Raw genomic sequence first — 18,235 nt, 5'->3', positions numbered from 1 at the left:
CGAATACTAATCGGTCGAGGACTTATCCACACTCTTAGCAAACATGCAGTTCCAGTTTTGAAGGTACGAATCCTTCAAACGTTCCTCGGTAGCTCAGTTGGTAGAGCAATCGGCTGTTAACCGATCGGTCGGCGGTTCGAGTCCGTCCCGAGGAGCCATATGGATGGATGTCCGAGCGGCCGAAGGAGCACGATTGGAAATCGTGTAGGCGGGGTCGACCCGTCTCGTGGGTTCAAATCCCACTCCATCCGCCATATTGGCCCGTTGGTGAAGCGGTTTAACACAGCAGCCTTTCACGCTGTCATACAGGGGTTCGAATCCCCTACGGGTCACCATACAAAACATTCCTACTCTGTAGGGCCCGACATGTGTCGGGGAAACGTGGAGGCTTAGCTCAGCTGGGAGAGCATCTGCCTTACAAGCAGAGGGTCGGCGGTTCGATCCCGTCAGCCTCCACCATAATATCGTCGCGGGATGGAGCAGCTCGGTAGCTCGTCGGGCTCATAACCCGAAGGTCGCAGGTTCAAATCCTGCTCCCGCAACCAAATTTTCTCCTTTATGGAGCTGTGGTGAAGTTGGAGTTCACGCCGGTCTGTCACACCGGAGGTCGCGGGTTCGAGTCCCGTCAGCTCCGCCATTTTCTTTCAAAGAAATGGCGATTGAATACATAAGGCTCGGTAGCTCAGTCGGTAGAGCAGAGGACTGAAAATCCTCGTGTCGGCGGTTCGATTCCGTCCCGAGCCACCTTTGTAGGGGCATAGTTTAAAGGTAGAACGAAGGTCTCCAAAACCTTTGGTGTGGGTTCGATTCCTACTGCCCCTGCCACTTTTGAATGAAGCATGATACATGGCGGTCGTGGCGAAGGGGTTAACGCACCGGATTGTGGCTCCGGCACTCGTGGGTTCAAGTCCCATCGATCGCCCCATTCTTTTCAAAGTTGGGGATTACTTATTGGGGTATAGCCAAGCGGTAAGGCAACGGACTTTGACTCCGTCATTCCTAGGTTCAAATCCTAGTACCCCAGCCATTTATATGCGGACGTAGCTCAATTGGTAGAGCGTCGCCTTGCCAAGGCGAAGGTCGAGGGTTCGAGACCCTTCGTCCGCTCCATAAGCTTCATCAAATCGAATGCTTAGAACATGGAGGCATAGCCAAGGGGTAAGGCACGGGTCTGCAAAACCCTTATCCCCGGTTCAAATCCGGGTGCCTCCTCCATATGATTTGCCGGTGTGGCGGAATGGCAGACGCGCGCGACTCAAAATCGTGAGGGAAACCGTGGGGGTTCAAGTCCCTTCACCGGCACCATACATATAAGAAAGCTCTGAACATCAATTTTATTGATTTCAGGGCTTTTTTATTTGTCTTTGTGACATGACTAGTTCGGTCATAAGTACGTGAATAGCACGATTAATATTGATTATCAATCTCATCATAAGTAAGATGAATAGAGGGATGACTAGCAAAATGATTATCACTATAGCGTATCTTTGCTGCATCCACAGAAAATGGGGGTGTTTCCCATAAAAATCGATATCAATATGCTCGCGGAGCATTATGCACATACTTCTTTCCGAGTGGAGCAGGTTTTTCGCTATTCGCGTGATCCGGGAATGCGTTGTGATGGCAATACGGAGACTTTTCCAGGCTTTGTGTTTCCCTTAAGAGGGAAGGCTGAGTTTGTTTTTAATGGAACGCCCTATACGCTTGCCCTGGGGAATGTGGTGCACGGTGGCGCGCATATGCAACTGGATCGGCATGTACTTGGCGACAGCAGATGGGAGTACTTGCTCGTGCTGTATCGAATCTGTGCACCAGAGCCAGGAGGGTTCTGTCTCCCAAAATCGCATTTTGAGCTTGTACCCGGGCATAGCCCACGTCTGACGGAGCTTCTGGGGCTCCTGTGGAAGGTGTCTCGTGAGCCGGGCGGGATTTCCGCCTTTCAGACTGAAATGCTGTTTCGTTGTGCACCAGAGGAACTGTTCGTCTGTGTCCGCAACCAAAGCAACGATGGAGAGCAAGCGTTATTTGAGCAAATATCGAGATGCGTTTTAAAGATAAGACTATAATCATTTCTGGTGGAGGAAACTCGGCGGCTGATTGGGCAAATGAGCTTGAACCGCTCGCTCATCAAGTATACCTCACTTATCGGAAAGACACTTTATCGGGGCACGAAGCGCAGGTAAAACAGCTCATGAACAGCTCAGTAAAATGCTTTTTGGATACCTCCATTACCAGGCTGATTGCTTCTGCTGATCATGAGAAGATTGAGAGAGTTGAGCTGACCAACCACGTGACAGGGGAAGTGCAGGAGCTCTACATTGACGAAGTGATCATTAATCATGGCTATGAGCGCGACAGATCTTTATTGGAAAATAGCAAAGTGAAGCTCGAATTAAGCGAAGATCGTTTTATCGGGTCTAGCCACTAGCACGACCTCTGTGCCGGGCATTTACGCAGCGGGTGATGTCCTGAAGTATGAGGGAAAAGTTCACTTGATGGCTGGAGCTTTCCAAGATGCCGCGAATGCTGTAAACCAGACGAAATTATTTATTCAGCCGGAAGCGCAAAAAGGTGGAATTTTTTCTTCCCACAACGATATTTTCCAAAGTCGCATGGATAGGAAATAGCCCTTTATGCAGCAGACTCTGATGCAGGGGTATGATGGGTCTGCATATTTGCGAGGAAACCAGATGGTTATATTCAAAGCGGTATTGTATACTTTCATATGTCTAGCGCCCGCTTGCAAATAACCAGGTTGGTAAAATTACAATCGTCTTTGAATAGCTCAGTCTTTTCGGGAATAGGGAATACGTGGGGGGTTTTTGTCAGTAAGGGAAAATGAGGTGGTTTCAAATGAAGTACGGTTTGCATGATAAACCGCCAGTTGGCACAACGATATTGTCGGCACTCCAATGGATGATTGTCGCGGTCTCCAGCAGTGTGGCGGTTCCGCTGATGATCGGAGACGTCTATGGACTGCAGGCGGATGAGATTGGCAATCTGATGCAGCAAACGATGTTCTTTATCGGATTGGCATCCCTACTGCAAGTATGGATCGGCCACCGCTATCCGATGCTGGAAGGACCAGCAGGGCTGTGGTGGGGAATCTTTATTATTTTGGCACAAATAGGAACCAGTGTGGGGCTGCAGCCGCGTGAGATCGGTCAGTCCTTTCAAATTGGCCTAGGCATGGCTGGGCTGCTGTTTATGGTCTTCGGTTTGATGGGATGGATTGGGAAGCTGCAGAGATGGTTTACTCCGCTCGTTTCGGGAACGTATATGATCTTGCTTGCCGTCTCGCTATGCAGCAATATCCTGGCAGGGATGCTCGGGATCGGATTTCAGCATTCCAAAGAGGTGATCCCGCACGTTGCGATCGTTTCCGTCGCAATTGTGGCATTGGTGGTTTTGGTCATGCGTACGAAGAGGTTTTCCAGCTTTGCCGTCCTGTTTGGAATGGTCATTGGCTGGGTGCTATATGCCGTCATGGGCTGGACAGAGCCTGTTCGCCCGGCAGAGCAAGTGATTGCGTGGCCATCGCTCTTTTTCTGGGGAGCTCCTCGCTGGGATTGGGGTGTCGTTCTGACGAGTATGCTGACAGGCTTTGTCCTGTTGACGAATCTGGTGACAAGCATGGTTGTTATGGGGAAAGCCACAGATACGGTGCCGACTGAGCAGCAATACAATCGCGGTGGGGTCTTTACAGGCGTCTCTCATGTGCTTTCCGGATTGGGTGGCGTAGTGGGGATGATTCCGCTCTCTCTGGCAGCTGCTGTCATCCAGACGACGAGAATGGCAGCTCGACTGCCTTTCATGCTGGCGATGATCGGGATCATGGCGATCGGCTTGTTCCCGTATGTGGCTCATTTTTTGGCAGCTCTGCCTACACCGGTCGCGTATGCCGCGATGTTTATTTCCTACACACAGCTGCTCGGCTTTGGACTGAAGGATTACGTGAACGTCAAAATGGACGATCGAACCATTATGGTTGGCGGAAGCTCGCTGCTGGTGGGGATTGGCGTCATGTTCGTGCCGGCGACAGCTTGGCAGCACTTGCCGGCTCTTGTCAGCTTTTTATTCGGGAATGGCTTACTGCTAGGGGTAATTGTTTGTCTGCTACTGGAGCACGTCGTTTTCCGCCAAAAAGGAGATACGCAAAAGAAAGACGACCACGCAGCTTGACGGGCCGTCTTTCTTTTTTAGGAATGCAGGAGGTAGGAGCTAGTAACTTCGCCACCGTTTATCTCTGTAAACATTCTGCCTACTGAGCCGAGTATCTCGTCCTGCTTTTGTGCAGAGACCTGCTCGTGAAAGAAAATGACCTGCATGAGATTGCGGCTGCTTTCAGTAACACTGGTGCGCTTGGAATCGACGATCGGGCTGCCGAATGCCCCGTTTTCGTCCGCGAGCAGCAGCTTGCCTTCCATATTGACCTCGCGTCCGTTCAAGCCTTCATAAATGTCATCCGCGCGTCCGATTCGAAATACTACATCACCCACGAGCTGGTCCTGGTCATAGATGCCAAAAGGAAGAGCGTGGTGGACGGAGAAGAAATTATTGATATCCACTGCGCTGTTGATCCAGAAGAAGGCATTTCCCTGGAGAAGTCGGCGGAGCAGGGCTTCTGAAGAGGGGCGGTACCGAGACGGGTCGATCCCCGCTTGTTTAAAAGCAGCACGCCATTCCCGGATGCCTTCGATTTCAGTCAGTTTGGACACATCGTGCTCCAGGCGAAGCCCTTCGACAAAGTAGTTGATGCGTCCTTGAAGCATTTTGGGAGAGTCGCTGACGGAAGCACCGCTGTAGTGGAGAATGCCCAGGGAAAGGCGAGGGAGGCGTTCGGACACAGTGGCGTCCAGCTGTACTTTCATCATGTGTCACTCCTTTTCGAACCTATTTTTGGTAGTATAACAAATTTTTTTTGTGGAAGCGACTAACCTTCGTTACAATAGAAAAAGCACTAGATAAAACAAGTCATGCCTTTTCGATATAGAGTGGAAAAAGAATAGAAGGAGGAATCCCCTGACGATGACGACACGAGAAGTACAGATTTATACAGACGGAGCTTGTTCAGGCAACCCAGGTCCTGGCGGCTGGGGAGCCGTATTGATGTACGGACAGCATATCAAGGAGATGTCCGGTGCAGAACCGAATACGACCAACAACCGGATGGAGCTGAAGGCTGCGATCGAGGCGCTTTCTGTTTTGAAGGAGCCTTGTCAGGTGACCTTGTACAGCGATAGCGCCTATCTGGTCAACTGCTTTTTGCAGGGCTGGTACAAAGGCTGGCTGAAAAACGGCTGGAAGAACAGCAAGGGACAGCAGGTGGAGAATCAGGATTTGTGGAAAGAGCTGCTTCGATTGATGGATACGCATAAAGTGCAGTACGTAAAAGTAAAGGGACATGCGGACAACAAGTGGAATAATCGATGCGATGAGCTCGCGACAGGAGCGATCAAGCAGCTGTGAGCAATCAGCAGTACTGGGAACAAACGAAGCAGTCCATCATCGATTATGCCGCACAGATCGGGATCGACAAAATTGGTTTTGCGAGTGCTGATCCCTTTCTGGAGCTGAAAGAAAGGCTAATTGTCCATCGGGAAAAAGGGTACGAATCAGGCTTTGAGGAGCCGGATCTGGATAAGCGTACAGAGCCAGGCTTGCTCGTTGAAGGGGCGCGCTCCTTGATTTCTATTGCGTTGGCGTATCCTTCCAAGCTGGAAAATCCACCGAAGTCAGAGCCCGGGGCCTATCGCGGGATCTTGTGCAGAGCGGCATGGGGCACCGATTACCACCATGTTTTGCGCGACAAGCTAGCCAAGCTGAGTGCCTTTATTACCGAGCTCGAGCCGGGAGTAAAGATCGAGTCGATGGTAGATACGGGGGCGCTTTCGGATCGAGCGGTTGCAGAGCGAGCAGGACTTGGGTTTGTAGGCAAGAACTGCGCTTTGATTACGGAGGAATTCGGTTCGTGGGTGTATTTGGGGGAGCTGGTCACCAATCTGCCCCTGCCCGCGGATCAGCCAGTAGAGGAAGGCTGCGGAGATTGCAATATTTGTGTGGATGCCTGTCCGACCGGTGCGCTGGTACAGGGTGGACAGCTGGACGCCCAGCGATGTGTCGCGTATTTGACACAAGTAAAGGATTTCATTCCTGATGAATTCCGCGGAAAAATAGGCAACCGGCTTTACGGATGCGATACGTGCCAGACGGTGTGTCCGAAAAATCGCCGCCTCAACAATACCCATCATGCAGAATTTCAGCCAGATCCCGAGATCGCCAAGCCGCTCCTGCTGCCTTTACTGGACATGAGCAATAAAGAGTTCAAGGAAAAATTTGGCCTTTCCTCGTCATCCTGGAGGGGGAAAAAGCCAATTCAGCGAAATGCGATATTGGCGCTTGCTCATTTCAAGGACAAGACGGCCGTTCCGCATCTGGCTCGCTTGTTGGAGAACGACCCGCGTCCCGTCATTCGGGGAACGGCTGGATGGGCACTAGGGAAAATCGGCGGAGATGAGGCACGATTGGCTTTGATGAAGGCGATCGAGCGTGAGAGTGACGCTGCCGTACTGGCAGAGGTGCAAAAAGGACTGGCGATGCTCCCGGAGCAATCGGCAAGCAGTCACTAGTCAGACGTGTGTAGAAAAGAACAAGGAAAACGGGTATGGGAGGAACGTTGGATGGCAAATGGATTGGGGTATACCATCATGGACTCACCGATTGGACCGTTGTTGCTTGCTTCTACCGAAGAAGGGCTGTGCCATATCCAGTTTGAAGTAGAGCAGGATGGGATCGCACAGCTTACGCGTTGGTGCAAAAAGACGTTTTTAGGTGTAACTCCCGTGCGCGATGACGAGCGCAATGCAGCAGCTAAAAAGCAGCTGGAGGAGTATTTTGCCGGGGAAAGAAAGGTCTTTGACTTGCCGATCGTTTTATATGGGACGCCGTTTCAGAAATCCGTTTGGAACGCGCTTGCCGATATTCCCTATGGGGAGACGAAATCCTATAAGGACATTGCTTTGGCGATCGGGGCAGCGAAGGCTGTACGAGCGATCGGAGGAGCGAACAATCGCAACCCGATTCCGATCATCATTCCTTGCCATCGTGTGATCGGATCGAATGGTGCACTGGTTGGCTACGGAGGAGGATTGCCGATCAAGGAGCATTTGCTAGCCCTCGAAGGCGTTCCGCTGCACATACAGACTACACTAGATCAAGCTATCCGCTTCTGACGGGTAGCCAAGCTATCCGACTCTAACGGATAGCTTTTCTTTTTCTTCTGAACGAGTCGCCTGTGACATATTCTTCATTGAGCAGACGGCAGGCAAAGTCCAATGGTGGCTGGTGAAGGAGGAGAGGCGAGTGGACTGGCGACAGTTTATCCGAAGCTATTTTGATAGCGTGCAGAAGGCGTGGCTGGATGGCGAGTATCAGCGTTTGCTGCCTTACTATTCCGACCACGGACAGGGAACAAAGAATGAATGGGAACGCATGAGGCGAGAGCACGTGCAGCTGGTGGGGCGTGGGGGACAGACACAGTCCGTTCAGGGAAGGCTGGTCCCTTTATGTTGGATGGAAACGGAGCAGTCGATGGACATTTTGCTCTCCTGGAGCGGAAAACGCCACTATGGAATGGGAGAGCATTTACTGTCAGAAGCCAGCCGCTTTGTCCATCGGATTCGTTTGCAAAAAGAAGCAGCGAGCTGGCGCATCGATTCTCATACGGAGTGGGACGGTGACGCGAAAGTACCGTTCGACTCTTTGCAAGGGGAGGAGGAAGCAGAAGGGGCCACCTCGATGGTGGAGGACGCTGTTTCCCAGCCGTTGCTTGTCGTGCATGGGGCAGGCGGATACAATCCGTGGAATGCAGTGGCGTATGCGGAGCGGTATTGGAACTCGCCAAACCCAGCCTACCCGCATTTTACTGACGATTGCACGAACTTTATTTCGCAATGTCTGTACGCTGGGGGAATTCCCATGCTCTTTTCCAAGGAGAAAGGGAGAGGCTGGTGGATTCGGACGGGAAAAGGCGGCGAGTGGAGCTACAGCTGGTCGGTTGCCCATGCTTTGTACCTGATGCTCAAATCAGGAGCTGCACCGATGCGGGCCGTGACAAAATCATCTCCGGACCAGCTGGAGCCGGGCGATATTATTTGCTATGACTTCGATGGCGATGGACGTTTTCAGCACAATACGATCGTCGTTGCCAAGGATGCCAACAATATGCCGCTCGTCAATGCGCATACAACCGACAGCAGCATGCGATACTGGGCGTATGAGGATTCTACAGCCTATACACCCAATATGCGTTATGCGTTTTTTCATATTAGAGGGGTGTAAGCAGGGGAGTGCCGTTACCGTTTTCGTCGCAAGATCGCAGTCAGAAAGCTCAGGCTCCGAGCGAGCCAGACGAGGACAGCGAGCCACAGAAGATCAGCGAAAGAATGCGGCTCTCCTTTGATGGTCTGCACGTAGATTAATCCGTGAAACAAAACAAGCAAGAATAATAAAGGATTAGAGAGATGTAGCCGCTTCCAGGCAGCTGTGCCCAACCATTTTTGGCGGGGAGATAGGAGCTCACCCAGAGTACGAAAAGGATAAGAAGTGCACAAGCTCCCAGGTAATTGGCTACTCCAGCTAATGACCAGTTCGGGACGGGCCACTCCCAAGAACCGTTTTCCGCAGAGGAGAGAAAGAACAGGCCGAGCCAGCCATCTGCTTTGGGAGCTTGGCTATCAGAGATGATCAACAACCGAGGTTCTCCCTGAAAAAGGATAAGCACCAAAGCGACGTGAAGAAGCCCAGTCAGTCCGGCACAGATCCCCACATCGCGGCGGATAGACAGCAACGTTGGGGCCCATCTGGCAGGCAGCCAGGTACATAGTGGACCGATCAACAAGGTCGCACCGATCAGGAAAAAAGCGAAATAACCGAACAGCATGCTCCAGGTTTCCATAGGGGGAAACATAGCAAAGTGGTGCCACTTCCAGCCAGATGCGGCTGCGAGCAGCAGCAGACAGAAAACATAGGTCCATGAACGAAGCCATTTGCTTTCCATTTCGAACACGATGACCACACCCTTTTCATCGATTTTCTTTTAGATGCAAGAGGGTGACTTTTTGTTACAGCAGCTGCTAGGTGGTCATGGCTATGTTTCTTTATGTATAATAGAGCTTGGTTTGATTTTTAGTTCGGGACATGAGGAGATTTGCCGGTATGCCGTTACACATCGTATTGCATGAGCCGCTCATCCCTGCGAACACGGGAAATATTGCCCGTTCCTGCGCAGCGACAGGCGCACATTTGCATCTGATTCACCCGCTTGGTTTTTCTACCGATGATCGTTATTTGAAACGTGCTGGCCTGGATTATTGGCACGCAGTAAACATCCATTATCACGATAGCTTTGAAGCTTTTGCAGAGTCGCAGGGGCCGGATGCGGGAACCTTCTACTTCGTGGAGACATGGGGAGAGACGCTTTATTCGGACGTTTCCTTTCGCGATGGGGACTACATCATTTTGGGAAAAGAAACGACGGGTCTTCCTCCAGAGCTGACAGACCGCTACCGTGAGCAGACCATACGGATTCCGATGAGTGGTGCTACCCGTTCTGTCAATTTGTCCAACTGCGCGGCAATCGTCCTGTTTGAAGGCCTGCGCCAGCTAGGCTTCCCAGGGCTCAAATAACACGACACAGATACCGGAGCAGGGCACGCAGACCGACCATAAACAAGGGAGAGAAAAGGAAAATGACTGTGAATACGATCCTGTTTGACCTCGACGGCACACTTTTGGAAATGCAGACGGACCCATTTGTCAAAAGCTATTTGAAGGAAGTCGGTCGTCATGTCGGCGATCAATTTGATACACAAAAGCTCCTCTCGCTGATCTGGGACGCGACCAAAGCGATGATCGTGAGTCAGGAGCCTGACAAGACGAATGAACAGGTATTTATCGAGTACTTTACGACGCACAGCGACTGGAAGCGCGAAGAGGTGTGGCCGTTGTTTGACTCCTTTTACCGCGATGTGTTCCCGACCTTGTCCCACCTGACGTATCCATCTCCTTGGGCAAAAAGGATCGTGGAAGCAGCGAAAAATCAAGGCTTCCGAGTCGCGGTCGCAACCAATCCGGTGTTCCCTCGAGAGGCGATCTACCACCGGCTTGCTTGGATCGGGATGACGGCGGATGAATTTGAGCTGGTCACCGTGTATGAGGACATGCACTCCACCAAGCCAAACCCGAGTTATTTTGCGGAAATCTGCGAGAAGCTCGGCGTGGAGCCAACCGACTGTGTCATGGTCGGCAACCACATGCAGGAAGACATGGTCGCATCCAAGCTGGGAATGAAGACGTTTCTGGTAACCAACTGGATGGAGGACCGTGGAGAACCGCAATATCCGGTGGATCAGAGAGGATCGCTGGAGGAGCTGTACCAAGCGATTGAAGCAGGTACAGGTGTATTTGCACGCTAAAGACGAAGACATAGCAGGCTGTCGCAGAGGACAAGCCTGCTTTTGTTTTGGACGAAATCACGATGGATTTACACCAATCCCATACTTTTCCCAAAGACGTAAGGTAGGCTGGACTTGTACATAACCCGATTGGGCAAAAGGAAGGGGAGCATCCCATGAAGAAACTGATTTCTTCCATTGTACTGTGCAGCTTATTGGTGAGTGGTGTATCCATTGTCAATGCGGAAGATGATACCACCTCCACACATGGAACGAAGGCGACAAAGGAGCAAAAAGCCGAGCAGCGTCTGGAAAAGCTGCAGGTAAAGGCGGAGAAGCTGGGTGTAGAAGCAGCTGGCAAAACGGCCACAGAGATTAAGGCTGAGCTGGCAGCCAAGCAGGCGGAAAAGAAAACGCTAAAGACGGCCAAACGGGAAGCAAAAGCTGCGAAGTGGGGAGTCGACCTCACAGGGAAGACGAAAGAGGAAGGAAAAGCGGCGATTCAAGCGGCTAAAGCAGCGAAGAAGGAAGCGGGACTGTCCAAGCTGTCGACGAAAGCAGAAAAGCTGGGAATCGAAGCAAGCGGCAAAACGGCGAAGCAGTTGAAGGAAGAAATCAAAGCGAGCAAGGCAGAGAAAAAGGCTGAGAAAAAGGCTGAGAAAAAGGCGGCAAAGAAAGTATAACCGCATACTGGAACAAAAAAAGCAGATTGCCTGATGGAGGCAGTCTGCTTTTTTTCCTGGGAGCGAGAAGCCGTAAAACGAGCTGATCGCCTCTGTCTATCCTTACAGGTTCCAGGTTTTGTCTTCGTTGTATCCAGCCGTCAGAATGAAGAAAAGAAAAGCTGCAAAAACCACTGCTACGATAAACGCACCCATGTTCGACTGCTCCTTTCGTGAACAAACTACTCCCATTATAGCGTAGCCTGCCCACTTTGCAAACGGATTAGCAGGGCTGTCAATGGCAAATTGGAGGAGGAAAAGGACAAGTTTCCCTACACCTCCTTAATTTTTTGTGGCAAGATTGCTGAAACTTGTGCAGATGTCTCGCATACACATATGTAAAGGCTTTACGAGCCTGCTCCAAACCGAAGAAAACGGGTGCCACGCGAATGCGTGACCGCAGGCAGACATATACATGAGAGTACATTGTCGTTGGGGAAGAGAGAGGGGCTTATGAGGGAGGAGTGTCGAGCATGGACATTTTAAAACGTATATCCGAGCACCGGGCCCGAGAAGAGAACCTGATGTGGAGAGGAACGTTCGCTGAATATTTGGAGCTGGTTCGCAAAAATCCGCAGATCGCCCAAACGGCACATTCACGCGTCTACAACATGATCAAGAGTGCCGGTGTGGAAGAGAATGAGGATGGCAGCCGTTCGTATCAATTTTTCAGCCGTGAAATTTTTGGTTTGGACCGTTCTGTGGAGCGATTGGTAGAAGAATATTTCCACTCTGCTGCCCGCCGTCTGGATGTTCGCAAACGGATTTTGCTGCTGATGGGCCCAGTCAGCGGTGGTAAATCGACGTTGGTGACCATGTTGAAACGGGGACTGGAGGAGTATTCCCGTACCGAAGCGGGAGCCATCTATGCGCTGGAAGGCTGCCCGATGCAAGAAGAGCCGCTGCATCTCATTCCGCATGAACTACGCGCTGAGGTGGAAGAAGAGCTTGGCATTAAAATCGAGGGAGAGCTTACCCCGTACAACCGGATGCGTCTGGAATCGGAATACGGTGGATGCATCGAGGATTTCCCTGTTTGCCGGATTCTTTTTTCGGAAGCCAACCGCGTCGGGATCGGTACGTTCAGCCCTTCTGACCCGAAATCTCAGGACATCGCGGATTTGACGGGAAGCATCGACTTTTCGACGATCACGAAATACGGCTCCGAGTCCGACCCGCGCGCCTATCGTTTCGATGGTGAGTTAAACAAGGCCAACCGCGGTCTGATGGAATTCCAGGAAATGCTGAAGTGCGATGAAAAATTCCTCTGGCACCTGCTGTCCCTCACACAGGAAGGCAACTTCAAGGCAGGACGGTTTGCGCTCATTTCTGCTGATGAGCTTATTGTCGCCCATACGAATGAATCCGAGTACAAGGCGTTTATCGCGAACAAGAAAAACGAAGCCTTGCAGTCCCGGATCATCGTGATGCCGATGCCGTACAACCTGCGGGTGAGCGATGAGGAAAAAATTTATTCCAAGCTTATTAAACAGTCCGATCTGGGACATGTGCACATAGCGCCGCATGCACTGCGTTCCGCTGCTATTTTTTCCATTCTTACCCGATTGAAGGATTCGAAAAAACAGGGTGCCGATCTGCTGAAAAAGATGCGGCTCTACGATGGCGAGTCGGTAGAGGGCTTCAAAGGCGCCGATCTCGAGGAATTGCGAAACGAGCATGCAGATGAAGGAATGGCGGGAATCGACCCCCGTTACGTCATTAACCGCATCTCCAGTGCATTGATACGCCGCGACACGGAGTGCATCAATGCATTGGATATCCTGCGCGCGCTCAAGGAAGGCTTTGACCAGCATCCTTCCATCACCAAAGAGCAGCGGGAGCGGTACATGAACTTCATCTCCAGCGCACGTAAGGAATACGACGAGCTCGCGAAAAAAGAAGTGCAAAAGGCCTTCGTATACAGCTATGAGGAGTCTGCCAAAACGCTCATGGACAATTACCTGGATAACGTCGAAGCCTATTGCAACATGAACAAAATTCGGGACCCCGTTACTGGTGAGGAAATGGATCCAGATGAGCGCCTGATGCGTTCCATCGAGGAGCAAATCGGCATTTCTGAAAATGCCAAGCGTGCGTTCCGGGAAGAGATCCTCATCCGCATTTCGGCTTATGCGCGCAAAGGAAAGCGATTTGACTACAGCACGCATGATCGTCTGCGGGAAGCGATCGAGAAGAAGCTGTTTGCCGACCTCAAGGACGTCGTGAAAATTACGACCTCCAACAAAACGCCGGATGAGCATCAGCTGAAAAAGATCAACGAAGTGACAAAGCGCCTCATCGAAGAGCATCATTACTGCCCAATGTGCGCCAACGAGCTCTTGCGCTACGTCGGCAGCCTGCTGAATCGATAACGATACGAGAACACGGCCATGGCATGATCGTGCACGTCAAATTCGGCGCAGAGTGCGCCAGTTGCTAGGAGGAGACGGCATGGAAGATGCAACATCGTTCATTGTCTCCCGGGAAGACTGGTCGCTGCACCGCAAAGGGTACCAGGACCAAAATCGACACCAGGAAAAAGTGAAAGAAGCGATCAAGAAAAACTTGCCTGATCTCGTCAGCGAAGAAAACATCATCATGTCGAACGGTCGGGAAGTTATCAAGATCCCTATTCGCTCCCTGGATGAGTACCGGTTGCGTTTCAACTTCCAAAAAGGGAAGCACGGCGGTCAAGGTAAAGGCAACAGCAAGGTAGGAGATGTGGTCGCCAAGGACGGTGATCCAGCGCAGGGGCCAGGAAAAGGGCAGGGCGCAGGAGATCAGCCTGGTGTGGACTATTATGAGGCAGAGATCAGCGTGGAAGAGCTGCAGGAAATGCTGTTCGCCGAGCTGGAGCTGCCCAACCTGCAAAAGAAAGACGAAGACCAGATCGTGATTGAGGAAACCCGGTTTAACGATGTTCGCAAAAAGGGCTTGATGGGCAACATCGATAAGAAACGGACGCTGATCGCCGCTATCCGCCGCAACGGGCTGGCCGGCTACAACGATCTGGAACTGGGCATCACAGATGACGACTTGCGGTTTAAAACGTGGGAGGAAATCATCAAACCCCACTCCAATGCGGTCATCATCGCGATGATGGATACCTCAGGATCTATGGGGGTATTCGAGAAGTATATTGCTCGCAGCTTTTTCTTCTGGATGGTCCGCTTCTTGCGCACGAAGTATGAGAAGGTCGAGATCGTTTTCATCGCCCATCATACGGACGCAAAGGAAGTGACGGAAGATACCTTTTTCTCCAAAGGCGAGAGCGGGGGAACGATTTGTTCCTCCGCCTACAAAAAAGCGTTGGAGATCATCGATAGTCGCTACCCGCCATCCCAGTACAACATTTACCCATTCCACTTTTCTGACGGCGACAACCTCACCTCTGACAACGAGCGCTGCGTCAAGCTGGTGAAGGAGCTCATGGATCGCTGCAACATGTTTGGCTACGGAGAGGTGAATCAGTACAACCGCCACTCCACCCTGATGTCAGCCTATCGGCACATCAAGGAGCCGAAGTTCATGCACTGCGTGATCCGGGAAAAGGGAGAGGTATACAAGGCGCTGCGAGCGTTTTTTGGGAAGAAGGAAGTGGGCGTGTAAGGCAGGAAGTGGAAAAGGATAGAGGAAGCAAAAAACAAGAAGCTCTTCACCGATACAGACGGTGGAGAGCTTTTCTTGTTAACAGTGAAGAGTACGAAGGCACCTTTTCTTATCTTATCGCCTCTTTCGGGAGTGGAGACGAGTCCGATCTTCTCGTAATAGCGCAATGTATCTGTGGAGAGTCCGGTAATCTCAGCAGCTTTGGAAATCGTAAATGCCCGGTTGTCTTCCAAATCAGTCGACAATGTTTCTTCGTGCTGTGTTTTTGTTAGATCGCTCATGCCCGCCTCCCCCCAAATGCCACCTGCCGGAATCGTAGCCTGCTTTACAAGGAGCAAAGGGAGGCCGTATTGGAATCCCAAAGAAGGTTTCAAGATGCCTTTTTGCTGCGCAATACGGTGATAAACCCATCCAAAATCTGATGACTTACGGCAAAGCCTTTCCGTTTGTAAAATTCCAGGGCGTTGTCATTGCCGTTTGAGACGTAGATAAAATAATCTTCTACATCCTCAAATTGCTGCAGCCAGCTCATCGACAGATCGAAAAGCTTGGAGCCGATGCCGTATTGTCGATACCCTTCTTTTATATAGAATTGGGAGAGACAGCCTACATTTTTCTGACGGACAGTGGAGAGATCAAAAAAGGTAGCAAAGGAATTGGAGTAAGCTTCCTTGGGAGAGATATTGGAATAAACGTACCCGACAATTTGTTCCCCATCTTTTACAACGACTGTATAATTGTGCAAAGCCGCCTTCACGGATGGGACCAAGCGCGTTTCAAAATTCATGCTGTCAAAAAGCTCAGGCTTGATGGTCGCTTTCGACTTTTGGAAAGCCATGAGCTCGTTGCAGGAGTCCCGACATTCTTCTATTTGAGAATCTGGCAAAATTTCATAACGCAATTCCATTACAATCACTCCCTCGAAAAATGTCAGAAAATTTTAAAAGTGTTCGCAGCTACGATATAATCTTATTACATAGAGAAACGAAAACAAGTAGGCAGGTTTTGCCTACTAAGTCAGGTAAAACTGAGTAAAGGAGAGGGGCGTCGGTATGCTGCAAGAGGAAAGTCAAAAACGGGATATTCAAAATTGTCCTTTGACGTATGCCATGAATGTCATTGGCGGCAAGTGGCGTCTCCCGATCATTTGGGCATTGTGGAAAAATGATACCCTGCGTTACAACGAGCTGAAACGACGGATTGATGGAATCACGAATATGATGCTGTCACAGGTGCTAAAAGAGATGGAGATTACAGGGCTGATTGTGCGCAAGCAGTATTTAGAAATTCCGCCACGAGTGGAATACTCGCTGACGCAAGAAGGCAAGGACCTCGTACCTTCACTTGAGGCCCTTGCCAGATGGGGAAAGCATATGCAAAATCGCTAGTGCCGTCGGATCATCAGTCGTTTTCTTTTTCTGTTGGAGAGCGATTGTTTTTGCCTGTTCTACAGTGATAGCTGGCTGCTGCACGGGCTGGTAAGTGGCATGTAGGGTGGGTTTCACGCTCATAATTTTTTCCATTCCCTGCGAAAGATACGAATAAGATGGGTGAATGCGATCCAGCAGGAATAGAAAGAATAACCATCAAGACGGATCTTCGGAGGTAGTATGAAAAATAAAATTGCAGATTCCATGCTCAGCAAATCCAAGCCGCAGCCTGTCCAGGTAGAGAGTGAAGAGCAGGTAAGAGAAGCGCTGCTTGGTCAAGTGCTGACAAATACGATGTTGGATGAGGAAACGGTAAAGAAGCAGAAGGATAGGTATTTGCTGGAAAGAAAATAGGTAGCATATGTGGAGTGACCTAGAATCGGGCGCCCACGTATGAAGAAGTGAAAATATGGAAATGATACTAACTACACTGTTAACAACCTTTTTCAGCCCTCGCGAAAAGCGGGGTGTTTTTTTGTGCAGATTTTGGAACCTGCCGCTAGGTCGTACTAGCGTTTGTATAGTTTTTGTTGAGGTCCACTTGCTATCGTGGTGTTCAACGGCATTGGCAGGGAGAGTGGAATTTGGTGAAAGCAATCTTAATAGACGACGAGAGATTGGCATTGTTACATCTGAAAAACATGCTGGAGCAGGTCAGCCTCGATGTAGAGGTCATTGGAACATTTACAGATCCGGTTGCAGCGATGCATGCCGTAATAAAACAAAAACCGGATGTCGTGTTCGCAGATATTTACATGCCGGGGATTGACGGTTTGGAAATGGGGAGACAGCTTAAATCGACAGTCCCGGATGTAGAAATAGTGTTTGTAAGCGGAGATGGGAGATTTGCCATGGATGCGCTTGAGCTGCGCGCGTTCGACTATATGCGAAAGCCGTTGGAGATCAGACGACTGCAAATAACATTGGATCGCTTGAAAAGGGAAAGGTCAGTGGCGGGGAGCGACTCTTTTAATAGTGAAAAGGACGGAGAGTGAGCGTGCTCTAGCTAACGTATTCCCAACGCAAAGAGGACGCCTGCTGGGCTGCATGACCTGGCAGGGTCCTCTTCTTTTGTTATGGACATAGAGTGGAAGGCGGCTATCACCCAGGGCGATGGAAGTAGTCCTCCAGCTTTCTCATAAACGCTGTCGCGGCTTTGCTTACATATTTATCATTTCGATAGTAGATCTCCAGCTCACGAACCGGGGAATTGCGGATCGGGATGGCACGAATACGCAACGATCGAAAGCTGGTAATCAATTCGCTCGGTTGAATCGTGGCACCTACACCTTCGTGGACAAGCTGCAAAAGTGAGGTGGCGGACCCTGTCTCCATGATGGTCGCGATCGTGATCCCGTTCTCCTGGCACCACGTATCAATTAAGTTGCGGCCGTAGAAGCCCGTTGGATACATGACGAAAGGAAGATCGACCAATTCTTGCGGATCGACTTGAGCGTGATTTGCGAGCTCATGGTCTTCGTGAACGTACAGGCTGTAGGTTTCCGTGTAAAAAGGAATCCTGTTCAAGCGGCTGTCTGTCTTGAAGGCGAGTCCGACCCCGATATCCACGACATTGTCCAAAACCTTTTCTACGATTTTAATGGAGGGAATCATTTGCACTTTGGTTTGCGGAAATTCTTTATGGAAATCAACCAGCAGCGATGTAAAACGATAATCCAGATCTGAGGCGAGAACGGCTACCCGCAGGTGACCGGCATGCAAATCGGTCAGATCGGCGATGGCGCTTTTGGCATTTTCGAGCTTTTGGAAAATCTCCAAAGCGTAATGCTCGAGTATAGCTCCTGCTTCTGTCTTGAGCGTTTTCTTTCCGATTCGATCAAACAACGGGACGCCTATTTCGTCTTCCAGCACGCGTATTTGCTGACTCAAAGTGGGTTGGGAAATGCCGAGCTTGAAGGCAGCCTCGGAAAAATGAAGTTCACTGCACAGGGTGAGGAAATACTGTAACTGTCTAAGCTCCACGGGAAATCACCTTTTATTATAGTTTGAAACTATTATT

Annotated in this window: 19 protein-coding genes, 13 tRNA genes and 1 pseudogene; 28 read left to right on the top strand and 5 right to left on the bottom strand. The window is 50.6% G+C overall.

Features of this window, described 5'->3' with window-relative positions:
• Positions 1–82: 82 nt before the first annotated feature.
• The 16 genes and pseudogenes from EDM55_RS12570 to EDM55_RS12495 all read left to right on the top strand — a co-directional run bounded on the left by EDM55_RS12570 (position 83) and on the right by EDM55_RS12495 (position 4,182).
• Positions 83–158: transfer RNA gene (locus EDM55_RS12570), tRNA-Asn, on the top strand.
• A gap of 3 nt (positions 159–161) precedes the next feature.
• A tRNA-Ser gene (locus tag EDM55_RS12565) sits at positions 162–254 on the top strand.
• Between the two features lie 4 nt (positions 255–258).
• Positions 259–335: transfer RNA gene (locus tag EDM55_RS12560), tRNA-Glu, on the top strand.
• Positions 336–383: 48 nt separating this feature from the next.
• Positions 384–459: transfer RNA gene (locus tag EDM55_RS12555), tRNA-Val, on the top strand.
• A gap of 9 nt (positions 460–468) precedes the next feature.
• Positions 469–545: transfer RNA gene (locus EDM55_RS12550), tRNA-Met, on the top strand.
• Between the two features lie 15 nt (positions 546–560).
• Positions 561–637, top strand: a tRNA-Asp gene (locus EDM55_RS12545).
• A 34-nt stretch (positions 638–671) separates the two neighbouring features.
• Positions 672–744, top strand: a tRNA-Phe gene (locus tag EDM55_RS12540).
• Positions 745–751: 7 nt separating this feature from the next.
• Positions 752–825 (top strand) — tRNA-Trp (locus tag EDM55_RS12535).
• A 24-nt stretch (positions 826–849) separates the two neighbouring features.
• Positions 850–925, top strand: a tRNA-His gene (locus tag EDM55_RS12530).
• 27 nt (positions 926–952) lie between these two features.
• Positions 953–1,027, top strand: a tRNA-Gln gene (locus EDM55_RS12525).
• A gap of 7 nt (positions 1,028–1,034) precedes the next feature.
• Positions 1,035–1,110, top strand: a tRNA-Gly gene (locus EDM55_RS12520).
• A gap of 31 nt (positions 1,111–1,141) precedes the next feature.
• Positions 1,142–1,215: transfer RNA gene (locus EDM55_RS12515), tRNA-Cys, on the top strand.
• Between the two features lie 8 nt (positions 1,216–1,223).
• Positions 1,224–1,305, top strand: a tRNA-Leu gene (locus tag EDM55_RS12510).
• Between the two features lie 206 nt (positions 1,306–1,511).
• The gene (locus EDM55_RS12505; RefSeq protein WP_246071110.1) at positions 1,512–2,066 is read left to right on the top strand and encodes a hypothetical protein; all 555 of its coding nucleotides are present in this window, start codon (positions 1,512–1,514) and stop codon (positions 2,064–2,066) included.
• Positions 2,048–2,627: pseudogene (locus EDM55_RS12500) on the top strand (NAD(P)/FAD-dependent oxidoreductase); the annotation flags it as partial. The gene EDM55_RS12505 and the pseudogene EDM55_RS12500, both read left to right, overlap by 19 nt.
• A 226-nt stretch (positions 2,628–2,853) precedes the next feature.
• Positions 2,854–4,182 carry a purine/pyrimidine permease gene (locus EDM55_RS12495; RefSeq protein WP_092266502.1) on the top strand — a complete coding sequence of 443 codons (1,329 nt, stop codon included), beginning with the start codon at positions 2,854–2,856 and terminating at the stop codon, positions 4,180–4,182.
• Positions 4,183–4,199: 17 nt separating this feature from the next.
• Here the strand turns inward: EDM55_RS12495 and EDM55_RS12490 are convergent, their stop codons facing one another.
• A complete protein-coding gene (locus EDM55_RS12490) occupies positions 4,200–4,871 on the bottom strand; it encodes a B3/B4 domain-containing protein (RefSeq protein ID WP_092266501.1) in 672 nt (223 codons plus the stop codon).
• A 157-nt stretch (positions 4,872–5,028) separates the two neighbouring features.
• Between EDM55_RS12490 and rnhA the strand changes: the two genes are divergently transcribed.
• The 4 genes from rnhA to EDM55_RS12470 all read left to right on the top strand — a co-directional run bounded on the left by rnhA (position 5,029) and on the right by EDM55_RS12470 (position 8,340).
• The gene (gene rnhA, locus EDM55_RS12485; RefSeq protein WP_092266500.1) at positions 5,029–5,469 is read left to right on the top strand and encodes a ribonuclease HI; all 441 of its coding nucleotides are present in this window, start codon (positions 5,029–5,031) and stop codon (positions 5,467–5,469) included.
• Positions 5,466–6,629, top strand: a complete 1,164-nt coding sequence (gene queG, locus EDM55_RS12480; RefSeq protein ID WP_122960488.1) for a tRNA epoxyqueuosine(34) reductase QueG — start codon at positions 5,466–5,468, stop codon at positions 6,627–6,629. Before rnhA ends, queG begins: the two co-directional genes overlap by 4 nt.
• Positions 6,630–6,680: 51 nt before the next feature.
• The gene (locus EDM55_RS12475) at positions 6,681–7,232 is read left to right on the top strand and encodes a methylated-DNA--[protein]-cysteine S-methyltransferase (protein WP_092266498.1); all 552 of its coding nucleotides are present in this window, start codon (positions 6,681–6,683) and stop codon (positions 7,230–7,232) included.
• Positions 7,233–7,362: 130 nt separating this feature from the next.
• Positions 7,363–8,340, top strand: coding sequence for an amidase domain-containing protein (locus EDM55_RS12470; RefSeq protein WP_122960487.1), 978 nt, complete (start codon positions 7,363–7,365; stop codon positions 8,338–8,340).
• Between the two features lie 136 nt (positions 8,341–8,476).
• On the opposite strand, the gene EDM55_RS12465 is transcribed toward EDM55_RS12470, so the two are convergent.
• Entirely contained in the window at positions 8,477–9,067 is a 591-nt protein-coding gene (locus EDM55_RS12465; protein WP_246071111.1) for a hypothetical protein, read from the bottom strand.
• Between the two features lie 149 nt (positions 9,068–9,216).
• Here EDM55_RS12465 and trmL point away from each other — a divergent pair, with 149 nt between their 5' ends.
• From trmL to yhbH, 5 genes are all read left to right on the top strand, one after another.
• Positions 9,217–9,687 carry a tRNA (uridine(34)/cytosine(34)/5-carboxymethylaminomethyluridine(34)-2'-O)-methyltransferase TrmL gene (trmL, locus tag EDM55_RS12460; protein ID WP_092266496.1) on the top strand — a complete coding sequence of 157 codons (471 nt, stop codon included), beginning with the start codon at positions 9,217–9,219 and terminating at the stop codon, positions 9,685–9,687.
• 62 nt (positions 9,688–9,749) lie between these two features.
• On the top strand, positions 9,750–10,475 hold the full coding sequence (locus EDM55_RS12455; protein WP_122960486.1) for an HAD family hydrolase: 726 nt from the start codon (positions 9,750–9,752) through the stop codon (positions 10,473–10,475).
• Positions 10,476–10,630: 155 nt separating this feature from the next.
• The gene (locus tag EDM55_RS12450; protein ID WP_122960485.1) at positions 10,631–11,137 is read left to right on the top strand and encodes a hypothetical protein; all 507 of its coding nucleotides are present in this window, start codon (positions 10,631–10,633) and stop codon (positions 11,135–11,137) included.
• A 512-nt stretch (positions 11,138–11,649) separates the two neighbouring features.
• Positions 11,650–13,548 (top strand): ATP-dependent protease PrkA, encoded by a 1,899-nt coding sequence (prkA, locus tag EDM55_RS12445; RefSeq protein WP_092266493.1) that lies wholly within the window; start codon positions 11,650–11,652, stop codon positions 13,546–13,548.
• 79 nt (positions 13,549–13,627) lie between these two features.
• On the top strand, positions 13,628–14,785 hold the full coding sequence (gene yhbH, locus EDM55_RS12440) for a sporulation protein YhbH (protein WP_092266492.1): 1,158 nt from the start codon (positions 13,628–13,630) through the stop codon (positions 14,783–14,785).
• Here the strand turns inward: yhbH and EDM55_RS12435 are convergent.
• Positions 14,677–15,066 carry a MerR family DNA-binding transcriptional regulator gene (locus tag EDM55_RS12435; protein WP_122960489.1) on the bottom strand — a complete coding sequence of 130 codons (390 nt, stop codon included), beginning with the start codon at positions 15,064–15,066 and terminating at the stop codon, positions 14,677–14,679. The two genes, yhbH and EDM55_RS12435, sit on opposite strands and share 109 nt — an antisense overlap.
• Positions 15,067–15,155: 89 nt before the next feature.
• A complete protein-coding gene (locus EDM55_RS12430; RefSeq protein ID WP_092266491.1) occupies positions 15,156–15,692 on the bottom strand; it encodes a GNAT family N-acetyltransferase in 537 nt (178 codons plus the stop codon).
• Positions 15,693–15,837: 145 nt separating this feature from the next.
• On the opposite strand from EDM55_RS12430, the gene EDM55_RS12425 reads away from it, so the two are divergent.
• The 3 genes from EDM55_RS12425 to EDM55_RS12420 all read left to right on the top strand — a co-directional run bounded on the left by EDM55_RS12425 (position 15,838) and on the right by EDM55_RS12420 (position 17,210).
• The gene (locus EDM55_RS12425; protein WP_122960484.1) at positions 15,838–16,173 is read left to right on the top strand and encodes a winged helix-turn-helix transcriptional regulator; all 336 of its coding nucleotides are present in this window, start codon (positions 15,838–15,840) and stop codon (positions 16,171–16,173) included.
• 222 nt (positions 16,174–16,395) lie between these two features.
• Entirely contained in the window at positions 16,396–16,569 is a 174-nt protein-coding gene (locus EDM55_RS30255; protein ID WP_170184500.1) for a hypothetical protein, read from the top strand.
• A gap of 233 nt (positions 16,570–16,802) precedes the next feature.
• Positions 16,803–17,210: a LytR/AlgR family response regulator transcription factor gene (locus EDM55_RS12420; RefSeq protein WP_141296008.1), complete on the top strand. Its 408-nt coding sequence runs from the start codon at positions 16,803–16,805 to the stop codon at positions 17,208–17,210.
• Between the two features lie 106 nt (positions 17,211–17,316).
• Here EDM55_RS12420 and EDM55_RS12415 read toward each other — a convergent pair whose 3' ends face one another.
• The gene (locus EDM55_RS12415) at positions 17,317–18,198 is read right to left on the bottom strand and encodes a LysR family transcriptional regulator (RefSeq protein WP_122960482.1); all 882 of its coding nucleotides are present in this window, start codon (positions 18,196–18,198) and stop codon (positions 17,317–17,319) included.
• Positions 18,199–18,235 lie beyond the last annotated feature (37 nt).

The organism is Brevibacillus centrosporus (assembly GCF_003710815.1).
Lineage (GTDB): Bacteria > Bacillota > Bacilli > Brevibacillales > Brevibacillaceae > Brevibacillus > Brevibacillus centrosporus.
Note: the sequence above shows the minus strand (reverse complement) of the source record. Positions and strands in the feature narration are given on the sequence as shown.